Raw genomic sequence first — 13432 nt, 5'->3', positions numbered from 1 at the left:
GCGGGGGAGTGGGCGGCGGGCTCGGCGGCGGGGGAGTCGGGGTCGGCGTGGGGGTCGGGCACGGCGGTGGTGTCGGCACCGGGCACGGCGGCGGGGTCGGCCAGGTGTGACCGCCGGCGACCGCCACCGCCTCGATGCCGTCGGGGCCCGTGGAGGCGGACGCGCAGGCGTCGGCCGCAGCGGTTCCGGCCGGTGCGCCCACGAGGATCCATGTCAGCGCCATGAGGGCCAACGCCCGTGTGACAAAAGGGGATCTGGTCGGTTCGGGTGCATGCACGACGAAGATCCTGAGCCCTCACGCGCGGGCGCGCGTCCGGCCGCGGGAAAATTGCCCCGAACGAGCGAAGTTCGGCCGCACGGGTTTGCCGCACGGCTTTCCGTAACCCGCCGCGGCCCCGCCCGTCCCCCGGTTCACAGTTCTTGGAAAGATTTTTGTGCCGTCGTTGAACACAACCAGGGCCCCCATGCGTACTCATGACCGTGCGGCGGCGCAGCAGGGCGCTGCAACACCGTTGTGATTTTGGGGAGTTGACGATGAAGACCTCCTGGCGGAGCGCCTCACTCGTGGCGGGCGCCGTGGCCGTGCTGGCGCTGACGACGGCGTGCGGTCAGGAATCCGGCACGGCGTCGAGTCAGAACGTGGGCGCCACGGCCGCGGCCGGTGCGGGCACGGTTGCCGGTACCGGTGATTACGGAAGTGTCGGCGCCGGTGGTGCCGGTACCGGCGGAACGGCCGGTTCCGCCGCGCCCTCCGCCCCCGCCTCCGTGCCCGCCGCGGAGGGCGTCGGGGCCGGGAAGCTGTCCGTCTCCACCAACGCCGAGCTCGGCCAGGTGCTGACCGACGGCAACGGTATGACCCTCTACCGTTTCGACCAGGACACCGCCGAGCCGCCCAAGTCGAACTGTGACGGCGACTGCGCGACGGCCTGGCCGCCGGTCCCCGCGGACGACGCGTCCGCCGGCGAGGGCGTCGACAAGTCCGAGCTCGGTGAGGTCACCCGCGCCGACGGCACCAAGCAGCTGACCATCGGCGGCTGGCCGGCCTACCGTTACGCGAAGGACGCCAACGCCGGCGACGTCAACGGCCAGGGTGTGGGCGGCAAGTGGTACGCGCTGGCCCCCGACGGCAAGAAGGCCAAGGTCTCCGACCTGCCCGGGCTGTCCACCCGCAAGGACCCCAACCTCGGTGAGATCGTCGTCGACAAGAACGGCATGACGGTCTACCGCTTCGTCAAGGACAAGGCGTGGCCGAAGCCCGTCTCCGCCTGCACCGGTGCCTGCCTGGAGAAGTGGCCGGTCGTCGCCCCCGTCGAGGTCAACGACACCAAGGACGTCCAGAAGAAGGGCCTGATGAGCTTCACCCGGCCCGACAACAACGTCAAGCAGATGACGGTCAACTGCTCGCCGATCTACACCTTCTCCGGTGACAAGGCCCCCGGGGACATCAACGGTCAGGGTGTCGGCGGCACGTGGTACGCCGTGGCCCCCGACGGAAAGCTGGTCGGCGCGCCGAAGCAGTAGAGATCACCTCCGCAGGGCAGATCCCTCCCCGCAACGGTGTGACCGACCCCTGGTCCGCCCCCCTCCGCGCCGCACGGAGGGGGGCGGACCGCTGTCGTGGTCGCCTTGTGCGGACGTGTCCCTGTATCGCACCGCTTTTCACGGCGCTTTCACCCCACGTGGATTCGGCACGTGCCGCAGGCAGTGACCGGGAACGGACGGTCAATTTCCGGTTCCACTCGTTCTTTTGGCGGGCGATCAGTAGCCTCTGCTCGAACACCGGATCGCCTAGCGCCTTGGAGAGATAGATGGAGCGTCCCGCCTGGGCCCCACGAAGCATCGACATCTCGGTGCCCAGTGTCGCGCGGATCTACGACTACTACCTGGGCGGTTCGCACAACTTCGAGGCCGACCGGGAAGCGGCACGCAAGGCCATGGAGTTCCTGCCGGGACTCCCCAAGATCATGCAGGCGAACCGGGCGTTCATGCGCCGCGCGGTGCGGTACGCGGCCGACGAGGGCATCACCCAGTTCCTCGACATCGGCTCGGGCATCCCCACCTTCGGCAACGTCCACGAAGTGGCCCAGGCGGCACGCCCCGGCGCACGCGTGGTCTACGTCGACCACGACCCGGTGGCCGTCGCGCACAGCGAGGCGGTCCTCAAGGGCAACGCGGACGCCGACGTCGTGGCGGCCGACCTGTGCAAGCCGCAGGAGATCCTCTCCAGCGCCCGGGTTCTCGACCTGATCGATCTGAATCGGCCAGTGGCACTGCTTCTCGTTGCCATACTGCACTTCGTGGAAGACGCGGACGACCCGTACGGTGCGGTGGCCGAGCTGCGCGAGGCACTCGCGCCCGGCAGCCTACTGATCCTCACGCATGCCTCGTACGAGGGAATCCCGCTGCCGCCGCAGCGGGCCGAGGGCGCGGTGGACGTGTACAAGGACATTCGCAACCCGCTGATCATGCGCTCGCGTGACGAGATCGCGCGGTTCTTCGAGGGGTACGACATGGTGGAACCGGGACTGGTGTCGCCGCCGCGGTGGCGGCCGGAGACGGCTCCGGAGGACGAGGATCCCTATGCCTTCTCCGGGTTCGCCGGCGTGGGGCGTACGGCGTGACCGCGGAGCCGGACGGGCCGGAGGGCAGACTCCGCCGGTTCGCCACGATCTGGAGCCGGGCGGTGTTCCCGGTGACGTCGACCTCGCTGACCCGGCCGGAGTTCGAGGAGCAGCTCCTGCCGCTCGCCCGCAGTCTGAGCGAGTCGCTGCGGGCCAGGACGTTCGACGCCGAGGCCGCCAGGGCGGTCGGCGCCGCGCTGATCGACGCCCACTGCACCGACCCGGAAGCGCTCAGCCGCAGCCTGGACTGCGTGGACGCCTACCTGGTGCTCTACTGCGGCGAGGACGGTCACCAGGAGGAGCTGCGTACGCGCTGCTCCCGGCTCCAGCACGCCATGGCCGCCGGGTTCGCGCAGGCGCTGCGCGAGCGCACCCTCGGCGAGCAGGAGGCCATCGCGCAGGCCGCGTTGCGGGCGCAGGGCGTGGTCGCCCAGGCGCTGCACGCCAGCGAGGCCCGCTTCCGCGCGGTGTTCGAGGGCGCCGCCATAGGCATCGGCATCGCCGACCTCGAAGGCAACGTCCTCCAGGTCAACGGGGCGATGCTGCGCATGTTCGGCGGCTCCGAGCAGACCATGCGCGGCCGCAACGTCCGCGAGTGGACGCACGCCGACGACGCCCCGCAGGTGTGGCGGCTCTACGAGGAGCTGGTGAGCGGCGAACGCGAGCACTACCACGTGGAGAAGGCCTTCTGCCGCCCCGACGGAACGGTCCTGTGGACCAACCTGACGGTCTCCCTGCTGCGCGACGCCGACGGTCGGCCGCAGTACCAGCTCGCCCTCATGGAGGACACCACCGAGCGCCGTCTGCTCAACCTCCGGCTGCGCTACGAGGCCACGCACGACGCGCTCACCGGTCTGCCCAACCGCACCCTGTTCTTCGAACGGCTGGAGAAGGTGCTGGCCGCGGGCGAGGGGCAGCGGTTCGGGCTGTGCTACCTCGACCTCGACGGCTTCAAGACCATCAACGACAGCCTCGGCCACGCGGCCGGCGACCGGCTGCTCGTCGAGGTCGCCGACCGGCTCCAGTCCTGCGCCACCGCGCCGGGTGAGATGGTCGCCCGCCTCGGCGGTGACGAGTTCGTGGCGCTGACCACCGGTCCCGAGACACGGCGCGAGGTCGACGAGCTCGCCGCGCGCATCATGAACGCGCTGATCGCCCCGGTCAGTGTGGACGGCCGGGAGCTGACCGTGCGCGGCAGCATCGGTATCGTCGAGGGAGCCGCGGGGGAGCGCAGCGCCGCCGAGGTGCTGCGCAGCGCCGACATCACCATGTACCGGGCCAAGTCGGCGGGCGGCAACCGCTTCGAGCTCGCCGACCCCGAGGCCGACGCCCGCGCCATCACCCGCAACGGCCTCACCACCGCGCTGCCGACCGCCCTGGAGCGGAACGAGTTCTTCATCGAGTACCAGCCGCTGGTCCACCTCGGCGACGGCAGCGTGCACGGCGCGGAGGCCCTGGTGCGCTGGCTGCACCCGCAGCACGGGGTACTCGGCCCCGACCGGTTCATCCCGCTCGCCGAGCACACCGGGCTGATCGTCCCGCTGGGCCGCTGGGTCCTGGAACAGTCGGTGCGCCAGGCCCGCGAGTGGCAGGAACGGCACGGCGGGAACGCGGTCACCGGCCCACTCCGCGTCAACGTCAACCTCTCGCCCTGCCAGCTCACCCACCCCGGCCTGGTCCAGGACACGGTGGACATCCTGGAGCGGGAGGGCCTGGAGCCGGAGGCGCTCTGCCTGGAGGTCACGGAGTCGGCCCTGATCGGCGCCGACGACGACCTGCTGAAGCCGCTGCGCCGCCTCGCCGAGATGGGCGTCGACATCGCCCTCGACGACTTCGGCACCGGCTACTCCAACCTCGCCAACCTGCGCCGCCTGCCGGTCAGCATCCTCAAGCTGGACCGCTCCTTCACCCAGAGCATGCAGCAGTTCCCGGCCGACCCCGTGGACCTCAAGATCGTCGAGGGGATCGTTTCCCTCGCCCACAGCCTGGACCTCGCGGTGACCGTGGAGGGTGTCGAAACCGGCGCCCAGGCAGAGCAGTTGCGCATACTGGGCTGCGACACCGCCCAGGGCTGGTACTACGCCCGCCCGGGCCCCCCGGAACGCCTGCACGAGCTGGCCCTGGTGGACGCGACGGGCTGAGCGGGGCCTGCCACCTATGCCTCCGCCAGGGGCTCAGCTCGCCGCCCGTTCCTCCCGCTCGGCGGCCACCGCCATCGCCGCCCGTACCAGCGAAGCCGTGGCCCTCGACCGGGACTGCTGGGGCCAGGCGACGGCGAGGACGGCGGGGGGCGCGTCCCGGACCGGGCGGTAGACGACGCCCGGCCGGGGATAGCGGTCCGCGACCGACGCGGGCAGCAGGGCGAACACCTCGCCCAGGCCGACGAGCGTGAGCAGTTGGGCCAGGTCCTGGCCCCGCGCGCGCAGCCCGCCGATGTACCGGTGTACCTCGTCCGGGCGCAGCCCGAGGTCGGCGAGGCTCAGCCCGGCCCGGGCGGCCAGCGGGTGGCTCACGGCGAGGGCGGCGACCCGCGGTTCCGCGGCCAGGTTCTCCACGTCCAGGCCTGTCCGCTCGTACGGCTCGTAGACCAGCGCGACGTCGGCCTCGCCCCGGCGCAACAGCAGGGACTGCTCGCGCCAGGAACACAGTCGGACCGAGACCGGCACCGCGGCCGGGTCGGCCGCGTACCGCGCGAGCATCGGCTCCAGCAGCCCCCCATCGCCGTCGGCCTTCACCGTCAGCACCAGCTTGGGCCCGTCGTCGGCCGCACGCCGGGCCCGTCGCCCGGCTGCCTCCATCGCCTCCAGCGCGAACCGGGCCTCAGGCAGCAGGACCTCCCCCGCCGGGGTCAGCGTCACGCTGTGGGTGGTCCGCTCGAAGAGCACGGCCCCCAGCTCCGACTCCAGTTGACGGATCGCCCGCGACAGTGGCGGCGGCGAGATGCCGAGCCGTTCGGCCGCGCGGGCGAAGTTGAGCTCCTCGGCGACGGCGACGAAGTAACGCAGCGGACGCGACTCCACGGGCCTGCCCTCCGATCGGTGTTGCCCTGAGGGTAACAACCGCGAGCGAACCGGTCCTTCAGTTCCGGACGTCGCGGCAGCAGGCTCAGGGCATCCCAACCACCCCTTTCCCAGGAGTAGTTCATGATCGTTGTCACCACCCCGACCGGCCAGATCGGCCGTGAGGTCGTCGCCCGTCTGCTCGACGCCCCTCAGGGCTCCCCATCGGTCCGGGTGATCGTCCGCGACCCCGCCGCGCTCGCCCCCGAGGTGCGCGGGCGGGTGGAGGTCGTCCAGGGTTCGCACGCGGACCCCGCCGTGCTGAAGGAGGCCTGTCAGGGCGCCGACAGGGTGTTCTGGCTGGTCCCGCCGCACCCCGGCGCCGACAGCGTCGAAGGACACTTCCAGGCCTTCACCGAGCCGCTGTGCGAGGTCATCGAGTCCCAGGGCCTGGAACGGGCCGTGGCCGTCTCCACGCTGGGCCGTGGTATCGCCAGGAACGCCGGGCTGATCTCCGTGGGGCTGGCGATGGACGAGGCGATCGCCGCCACGGGCGTCCACTACCGGGCCCTGTGCCCGCCGTCTCTGATGGAGAACGAGCTCCGCCAGGTGGCCTCGATCCGCGACGCGGGGGTGTTCTCGACGTCCCTCGTTCCTGACCGTGTGCTGCGCCTGTGCGCCACCCGTGACATCGGTGCCACGGCCGCCCGGCTGCTCCTCGACGACTCCTGGACCGGACAGGAGGACGTTCCGCTGGTCAGTCCCGACGACCTGACCCCCGAGGGCATGGCCGGCGTCCTCTCCGAGGTGCTCGACCGGCCCGTCCGCGTCGAGTTCACGACCACCGCGGAGCTCAGGGCGCGGTGGGTCCGTTTCGGCGCGAGTGAGGCATGGGTGCGGGGTTTCGCCGACATGGTGGACGCCCAGAACGCGCAGGGCTTCTACGGCGCCTCGCAGCCCAGCACCCCCGGCACCGCGCCCACCACCTTCCGCCAGTGGTGCGAGGAGGTGTTCAAGCCGGTCGCCCTTCAGCGCTGAGCCGGGGCTCATCGCTCCAGCAGCATCCGCTGCAGCTCCCGCGCCGCCCGCGGCGGTGCCACGTCGCTGCGGTGCGCGAGGGCGATCGTACGGTGCAGGCCGGGCCGGGCGAGCGGTGTGACCCGCAGCCCCCGGCCCGACCGGGCGGCGACCATGCGCGGCACGACCGCCACGCCCAGCCCGGCCCGGACGAACCCGAGCACCGCGTCCATCTCGCCGCCCTCCACCGCGAAGTCCGGCTCGAAGCCCTCGGCGCGGCAGGCCGCCACGGTCAGCTCCCGCAGGTCGTAGCCGTGCCGGAACATCACAAGACGCTCGCCCTCCAGGTCGGCGACACGCACCGTCCGACGGCCGTTCCCCGGCTTCGCCGCGTCCGGCGACGACACCACCACCAGGTCCTCCCGCAGCAGCTCCACCGTCGTCAGCGCGGGCGACGGCGTGGGCAGCGGCAGGACCACCAGCGCCAGGTCGAGCGCGCCGCGCGCCAGCTCCCGTACGAGATCGTGGGAGCCGCCCTCCTCGATCAGCAGCCGGATACCGGGATAGCGGTCGTGGAAGGCGCGCAGCACGTCCGGGAGCAGGCCCGTGCACAGGCTCGGCGTGGCGCCCAGCCGCACCCGGCCGCCGCGCAGCTGCACCAGCTCCTGCACCTCGTGCCGCGCGGTCTCCGCGTCCGCCAGGATGCGCCGGGCCAGGGGCAGCAGCGCCTCGCCCGCGTCGGTCAGCGTGATGTTGCCCCGCGCCCGCAGGAAGAGATCCGCCCCGAGCTCCCGCTCCAGCGCCTTGATCTGCTGCGACAGCGACGGCTGCGCGACATGGACCAGGTCGGCGGCCCGGGTGAAGTGCCGGGTCTCGGCGACCGCAACGAAGTACTGGAGCTGCTGGAACTGCACCCCACCAGCATAGGCGTTCCCTATGGAATCAAGCCGGACCATGTCTTGGACCGATCGGGGTGGCCGGGCCTAGCGTCTTGAGCCATGGCTCTGGCAACGCGGACGGACCGACGGCCGTCCATGGCACGCACCGTGTGGGACTCCACCGTCGGCAAGAAGACCGTGATGGCCGTCAGCGGCCTGATCATGCTGCTGTACCTGATCGCCCACATGATCGGGAACCTGAAGATCTTCTTCGGCGCCGGTGAGTTCAACCACTACGCGCACTGGCTGCGCACGGTCGGCGAACCGTTCATGCACTACGAGTGGACGCTCTGGCTCATCCGGGTGGTCCTGGTCGCCGCCGTGGTCGCCCACGCCACGTCCGCCTACCAGCTCAGCCGCCGCGACATCAGGGCCAGGCCCAGCAAGTACGTGCACAAGAAGCCGCGGGCGAGCTACGCGACGCGCACCATGCGCTGGGGCGGCATCATCCTCGGCCTGTTCATCGTCTGGCACATCCTCGACCTGACCACCGGCACCGTGCACTCCGGCGGCTTCCAGGCGGGCCGCCCGTACCAGAACGTCGTGGACACCTTCTCCACCTGGTACGGCAACGTCATCTACATCGTCGCGATGCTCGCGCTCGGCCTGCACATCCGGCACGGCTTCTGGAGCGCCGCCCAGACCCTGGGCGCCGGCAGCCGTACCCGGGACCGCGCCCTCAAGACCGTCGCCGACGTCCTCGCACTGCTGCTCACGGCCGGCTTCATCGCCGTACCCGTGGGCGTCATGACCGGAGTGGTGAGCTGAAGATGACCTACACCGATTACCCGACCGGTGAACCGGTCCTCGACACCAAGGCACCGTCCGGCCCCGTGAACGAGCGCTGGGACAAGCGCCGCTTCGAGGCCAAGCTGGTCAACCCCGCCAACCGGCGCAAGCACACGGTGATCGTCGTCGGCACCGGCCTCGCCGGCGGCTCCGCCGGCGCCACCCTCGCCGAACAGGGCTACCACGTCGTCCAGTTCTGCTACCAGGACTCCGCGCGCCGCGCCCACTCGATCGCCGCCCAGGGCGGCATCAACGCGGCCAAGAACTACCGCAACGACGGCGACTCCGTGCACCGGCTGTTCTACGACACCGTCAAGGGCGGCGACTTCAGGGCACGCGAGTCCAACGTCCACCGGCTCGCCCAGATCTCCGTCGAGATCATCGACCAGTGCGTGGCGCAGGGCGTGCCGTTCGCCCGCGAGTACGGCGGTCTGCTCGACACCCGCTCCTTCGGCGGCGTGCAGGTGTCCCGTACGTTCTACGCACGCGGCCAGACGGGCCAGCAGTTGCTGCTCGGCGCGTACCAGGCCCTGTCGAGGCAGATCGCCGCGGGCAACGTCGAGATGCACCCGCGCACCGAGATGCTCGACCTGATCGTCGTGGACGGGCGGGCGCGCGGAATCGTGGCCCGGGACCTGATCACCGGCAAGATCGACACGTACTTCGCCGACGCCGTCGTACTCGCCTCCGGCGGCTACGGCAACGTCTTCTACCTGTCGACCAACGCCATGAACTCCAACGCCACCGCCATCTGGCGGGCCCACCGGCGTGGCGCCTACTTCGCCAACCCCTGCTTCACCCAGATCCACCCGACCTGCATCCCGCGCACCGGCGACCACCAGTCCAAGCTGACCCTGATGAGCGAGTCGCTGCGCAACGACGGCCGGATCTGGGTGCCGAAGGCGAAGGGCGACACCCGGCCGCCGGACCGGATCCCCGAGGACGAGCGCGACTACTACCTGGAGCGCATCTACCCCTCCTTCGGCAACCTGGTCCCTCGTGACATCGCCTCCCGCGCGGCCAAGAACGTCTGCGACGAGGGCAGGGGAGTCGGCCCCGGCGGCCAGGGCGTCTACCTCGACTTCGCCGACGCCATCGAGCGGATGGGCCGGGGGGCCGTCCAGGCCAAGTACGGCAACCTCTTCGACATGTACCAGCGGATCACCGACGAGGACCCGTACGAGGTGCCGATGCGGATCTACCCCGCCGTGCACTACACGATGGGCGGACTCTGGGTCGACTACGACCTCCAGACCACCGTTCCCGGTCTGTTCGCGATCGGCGAGGCAAACTTCTCCGACCACGGCGCCAACCGGCTCGGCGCCTCCGCGCTGATGCAGGGCCTCGCCGACGGCTACTTCGTCCTGCCGGCGACCATCAACGACTACCTCGCCCGCAACCCGCACCAGGACGAGGTGAACGACGAACACCCCGTCGTGCAGGAGGTGGTGGCGGAGACCCAGGACCGGCTGAACCTGCTGCTGTCCGTCGACGGCGACCGCACCCCCGACTCCTTCCACCGCGAGGTCGGCGAACTCATGTGGGAGTTCTGCGGCATGGCACGCACGGACGCGGGGCTGCGCAAGGCACTGGAGCGCATCCCGCAGATCCGCGCGGAGTTCTGGCGGCGCATCAAGGTGCCCGGGACCGGCGAGGAGTTCAACCAGTCGCTGGAGAAGGCCAACCGCGTCGTCGACTACCTGGAGCTCGCCGAGCTCATGTGCCTCGACGCGCTGCACCGGAGCGAGTCCTGCGGCGGCCACTTCCGGGAGGAGTCCCAGACACCGGACGGTGAGGCCGCCCGCAAGGACGAGGAGTTCTCGTACGCGGCCGCCTGGGAGTTCACCGGCACGGGCGAGGCCCCGACCCTGCACAGGGAAGACCTGGTCTTCGAGTACGTCCACCCCACCCAGCGGAGCTACGCATGAGGCTCACCCTGCGCGTCTGGCGGCAGAAGAACGCCGACGCCGACGGCACCATGTCCACGTACGAAGTGGACGGCATCTCACCCGACATGTCCTTCCTGGAGATGCTCGACACGCTCAACGAGGAGCTCATCGTCAAGGGCGAGGATCCCGTCGCCTTCGACCACGACTGCCGTGAGGGCATCTGCGGGGCGTGCTCCCTGGTGATCAACGGTGACGCACACGGGCCGGAGCGCACCACGACCTGCCAGCTGCACATGCGGTCCTTCAAGGACGGCGACACGATCGTCGTGGAGCCGTGGCGGGCGGCCGCGTTCCCCGTGATCAAGGACCTCGTGGTGGACCGGTCGGCGTTCGACCGGATCATCCAGGCCGGTGGGTACATCACCGCGCCGACCGGGTCCGCGCCGGAGGCGCATGCCACTGCGGTGCCCAAGCCGGACGCGGACCTCGCGTTCGAGCACGCGGAGTGCATCGGGTGCGGGGCGTGTGTGGCGGCGTGTCCCAACGGGGCGGCGATGCTGTTCACCTCCGCCAAGGTCAACCACCTCAACGTGTTGCCGCAGGGGGCGCCCGAGCGGGAGACGCGGGTGTTGGACATGGTCGCGCAGATGGACGATGAGGGGTTCGGGGGGTGCACGTTGGCGGGGGAGTGTGCGACGGCTTGCCCGAAGGGGATTCCGTTGGTGTCCATCACGAGCATGAACAAGGAGTGGCTGCGGGCTGCGCGGAGAGTTGAGCGGTAGCGCCGGAAGGGTGGCTGGTGGGCTTCGGGGCGCGGGCTGTGGGGGCTGGTCGCGCCCACGCGGCGGAGCCGCAAACCGATACAGTCCCGCGCCCTTGAGGGCGTCGCAGTCGCCTGGGGTTCAGCATTCCCACATGCGGGCTCCCGGCGTCGGTCATGTGCTCGCCAACCAGGATCGGGAGAAACGAGGGGTACGCCACCGTCCCCGAAGTGGCCCGTCCCTGGAGTGAGCCATGACCGGCGTTTCCACGCTCGACCGTCCCCCGCAGAACGTGGCACCCACCCGCTACACCGTGATTCTGGCCCGAGACGAAGACGACGTGCGGGCCGCGCAGCGGCTGCGGCACGATGTGTTCGCCGGTGAGATGGGCGCCCTGCTGAACTCCCCGCAGCCGGGCCTCGACGTCGACCCGTTCGACGCGTACTGCGACCACCTGCTCGTCCGGGAGACGCTGACCGACCGGGTCGTCGGCACGTACCGGCTGCTGCCGCCGGAGCGGGCCGCGGTGGCCGGGCGGCTGTACTCGGAGAGCGAGTTCGACCTGGCGCCGCTCGACGCGATCCGGCCGGGTCTCGTCGAGGTCGGCCGCTCCTGTGTGCACCCCGACCACAGGGACGGCGCGGTCATCGGGCTGATCTGGGCCGGGATCGCCCGCTACATGGTGGACCGCGGCCACGAGTGGCTGGCGGGATGCTGCTCCATCCCCCTCGCCGACGGTGGCGCCCTGGCGTCGGCGACCTGGGACCGCGTACGGGAGAAGCACCTGGCGCCCGAGGAGTACCGGATACGGCCGCTGCTGCCGTGGGTGCCCGAGGAGACGGCCGCCGTTGCCGGGCGCACCGAGCTCCCCGCCCTCCTGCGCGGCTACCTGCGACTCGGCGCCTGGGTGTGCGCCGAACCCGCGCACGACCCGGACTTCGGGGTCGCCGACCTGTACGTACTGCTGTCGATGAGCCGGGTCAACGCCCGCTATCTGCGGCACTTCCTCTCCCTCGTGCCCGCCTGATGAGCGTCTGGCTGCCCAGCGCGCCCTGCACTCCGCGGGCGTGCGTGGAGGCGACGGGTTCCGCCGCTGCGATACCGCGAGCCGTTGTGCGGCTCGCGGCGGTCGTGGCGCTGATCCTGGTCGGGGTGGTGCTGTCGCCGCTCGGCGGGCGGATACCCGCTCGGGCGGTGCGCCGGTGGTGCCGGGCCGTCGTGCGGGCGGCCGGGGTACGGGTCCGCATCAGCGGTGGCCCCGTGCCCGGTGGGGGACTGTTGCTGGTCGCCAACCACATCTCCTGGCTGGACATCCCGCTGCTGGCCGCCGTGCGCCCGGCCCGGATGCTCGCCAAGGCGGAGATCCGGGGCTGGCCGGTGGCGGGTGCGCTGGCCGCGCGCGGTGCCCTGTTCATCGACCGCGACCGGTTGCGGGCCCTGCCGGAGACGGTCGCGTGCCTGGCGCGGGCGCTGCGTGCCGGCCGGGCCGTCGCGGTGTTTCCCGAGGGCAGCACCTGGTGCGGCCGGGCCCAGGGCCACTTCCGGCGGGCCGTGTTCCAGGCCGCCCTCGACGCGGGGGTGCCGGTCCAGCCGGTGCGCATCCGCTACCGGCACACCGGGGGAGCGGCCAGCACGGCACCCGCCTACGTCGGCGACGACTCGCTGCTCGCCTCGGTGTGGCGGGTGGTCGTGGCGCGCGGACTCACGGCGGAGGTCGAGGTCCCGCCCCCGCTCGGCACTGAGCACCACACCGACCGCAGGACCCTTGCCCTTGCCGCCGAGGCCCGGTCACTGGGCCGTACGCGTCGGACACAGGCCGTCGCACCGGACCGCCTGCACCCCATCGTGCCGGGCGCGGCGGGCCACCGCCTCGACGCGTGCGCGGAGGGCCTGCCGGCGATTTCGAGGCGCGTGACGAAAACGGCGTAATCCGCTCGGCCGCCTGTCGCGGGCTCCGGCCCCGGCCGACGGTGGAGGGGCCCGGTGCTGGGCACGCCCTGCACGGACGTACGCTGATTTTATGGTGCTTTATCATGCTAAGTCTGGACATACGGGAAGGCAGTCGTCGACCGGTGCAAGCACCCCCGTGTTCGTCGACTCTTCCGGCCGGCGTGCGCTGATACTCCGGCGTACCGGATACGGGATGGCCGGGCTGGCAGCCGCGTACATGGCGGTGCTGGGGCTGAGCCTGATGGGAGCAACGCCCTTCGCGCCGCAGACGATCCTGCCCGTCCCCGGCGACGCGGCGGGGCCGGCCGCACCGGAACAGTATCCCCAGGGCCGAACACCGTCGGCGCCGGGCGACCCGCTCGCTCCGGTCGGGCCGGGGCCGTACGGCCGGGGGATTGCCGGTCCGGGAGTCCTGCTCATTCCGCAGCTCACTCCGAACGGTGTTCCGCCTCTTCTCGCGCCCTTCGC

11 protein-coding genes are annotated in these 13432 nt (G+C 71.3%); 9 read left to right on the top strand and 2 right to left on the bottom strand.

Annotated elements, in window-relative coordinates:
* The first annotated feature begins 534 nt into the window (after positions 1-534).
* The 3 genes from IG99_RS37145 to IG99_RS37135 all read left to right on the top strand — a co-directional run bounded on the left by IG99_RS37145 (position 535) and on the right by IG99_RS37135 (position 4762).
* The gene (locus IG99_RS37145; protein ID WP_037682238.1) at positions 535-1521 is read left to right on the top strand and encodes an SCO0930 family lipoprotein; all 987 of its coding nucleotides are present in this window, start codon (positions 535-537) and stop codon (positions 1519-1521) included.
* Between the two features lie 287 nt (positions 1522-1808).
* Positions 1809-2621 (top strand): SAM-dependent methyltransferase, encoded by an 813-nt coding sequence (locus IG99_RS37140; protein WP_037682237.1) that lies wholly within the window; start codon positions 1809-1811, stop codon positions 2619-2621.
* Positions 2618-4762, top strand: a complete 2145-nt coding sequence (locus IG99_RS37135) for a putative bifunctional diguanylate cyclase/phosphodiesterase (RefSeq protein WP_037682235.1) — start codon at positions 2618-2620, stop codon at positions 4760-4762. The genes IG99_RS37140 and IG99_RS37135 overlap by 4 nt, the downstream gene beginning before the upstream one ends.
* A 33-nt stretch (positions 4763-4795) precedes the next feature.
* Here IG99_RS37135 and IG99_RS37130 read toward each other — a convergent pair whose 3' ends face one another.
* Positions 4796-5641: a LysR family transcriptional regulator gene (locus IG99_RS37130; RefSeq protein WP_037682233.1), complete on the bottom strand. Its 846-nt coding sequence runs from the start codon at positions 5639-5641 to the stop codon at positions 4796-4798.
* Between the two features lie 123 nt (positions 5642-5764).
* Here IG99_RS37130 and IG99_RS37125 point away from each other — a divergent pair, with 123 nt between their 5' ends.
* Positions 5765-6658: an NAD(P)H-binding protein gene (locus tag IG99_RS37125; protein WP_037682232.1), complete on the top strand. Its 894-nt coding sequence runs from the start codon at positions 5765-5767 to the stop codon at positions 6656-6658.
* Positions 6659-6666: 8 nt separating this feature from the next.
* On the opposite strand, the gene IG99_RS37120 is transcribed toward IG99_RS37125, so the two are convergent.
* A complete protein-coding gene (locus tag IG99_RS37120) occupies positions 6667-7551 on the bottom strand; it encodes a LysR family transcriptional regulator (protein WP_037682231.1) in 885 nt (294 codons plus the stop codon).
* A gap of 120 nt (positions 7552-7671) precedes the next feature.
* Here IG99_RS37120 and IG99_RS37115 point away from each other — a divergent pair, with 120 nt between their 5' ends.
* The 5 genes from IG99_RS37115 to IG99_RS37095 all read left to right on the top strand — a co-directional run bounded on the left by IG99_RS37115 (position 7672) and on the right by IG99_RS37095 (position 12943).
* Complete coding sequence (locus IG99_RS37115; RefSeq protein ID WP_037682230.1) at positions 7672-8343, top strand: succinate dehydrogenase; 672 nt, start codon at positions 7672-7674, stop codon at positions 8341-8343.
* Positions 8344-8345: 2 nt separating this feature from the next.
* Positions 8346-10292, top strand: coding sequence for a fumarate reductase/succinate dehydrogenase flavoprotein subunit (locus IG99_RS37110; RefSeq protein ID WP_037682228.1), 1947 nt, complete (start codon positions 8346-8348; stop codon positions 10290-10292).
* Positions 10289-11035 carry a succinate dehydrogenase/fumarate reductase iron-sulfur subunit gene (locus tag IG99_RS37105; RefSeq protein ID WP_037682225.1) on the top strand — a complete coding sequence of 249 codons (747 nt, stop codon included), beginning with the start codon at positions 10289-10291 and terminating at the stop codon, positions 11033-11035. The genes IG99_RS37110 and IG99_RS37105 overlap by 4 nt, the downstream gene beginning before the upstream one ends.
* A gap of 232 nt (positions 11036-11267) precedes the next feature.
* On the top strand, positions 11268-12041 hold the full coding sequence (locus tag IG99_RS37100; protein ID WP_037682222.1) for a GNAT family N-acetyltransferase: 774 nt from the start codon (positions 11268-11270) through the stop codon (positions 12039-12041).
* A complete protein-coding gene (locus IG99_RS37095; protein ID WP_078948137.1) occupies positions 12041-12943 on the top strand; it encodes a lysophospholipid acyltransferase family protein in 903 nt (300 codons plus the stop codon). The genes IG99_RS37100 and IG99_RS37095 overlap by 1 nt, the downstream gene beginning before the upstream one ends.
* Positions 12944-13432 lie beyond the last annotated feature (489 nt).

This window comes from Streptomyces griseus subsp. griseus, assembly GCF_000720255.1.
Taxonomy (GTDB): Bacteria; Actinomycetota; Actinomycetes; order Streptomycetales; family Streptomycetaceae; genus Streptomyces; species Streptomyces griseus_I.
The sequence above is the reverse complement of the archived record's forward strand: the minus strand, read 5'-3'. Positions and strand labels throughout refer to the sequence as shown.

Excerpts from the sequence above, each read along its gene's own strand:
- IG99_RS37145 (WP_037682238.1), top strand. The coding sequence starts at position 535 with ATGAAGACCTCCTGGCGGAGCGCCTCACTCGTGGCGGGCGCCGTGGCC.
- IG99_RS37140 (WP_037682237.1), top strand. The coding sequence starts at position 1,809 with ATGGAGCGTCCCGCCTGGGCCCCACGAAGCATCGACATCTCGGTGCCC.
- IG99_RS37125 (WP_037682232.1), top strand. The coding sequence starts at position 5,765 with ATGATCGTTGTCACCACCCCGACCGGCCAGATCGGCCGTGAGGTCGTC.
- IG99_RS37115 (WP_037682230.1), top strand. The coding sequence starts at position 7,672 with ATGGCACGCACCGTGTGGGACTCCACCGTCGGCAAGAAGACCGTGATG.
- IG99_RS37110 (WP_037682228.1), top strand. The coding sequence starts at position 8,346 with ATGACCTACACCGATTACCCGACCGGTGAACCGGTCCTCGACACCAAG.
- IG99_RS37105 (WP_037682225.1), top strand. The coding sequence starts at position 10,289 with ATGAGGCTCACCCTGCGCGTCTGGCGGCAGAAGAACGCCGACGCCGAC.
- IG99_RS37100 (WP_037682222.1), top strand. The coding sequence starts at position 11,268 with ATGACCGGCGTTTCCACGCTCGACCGTCCCCCGCAGAACGTGGCACCC.
- IG99_RS37095 (WP_078948137.1), top strand. The coding sequence starts at position 12,041 with ATGAGCGTCTGGCTGCCCAGCGCGCCCTGCACTCCGCGGGCGTGCGTG.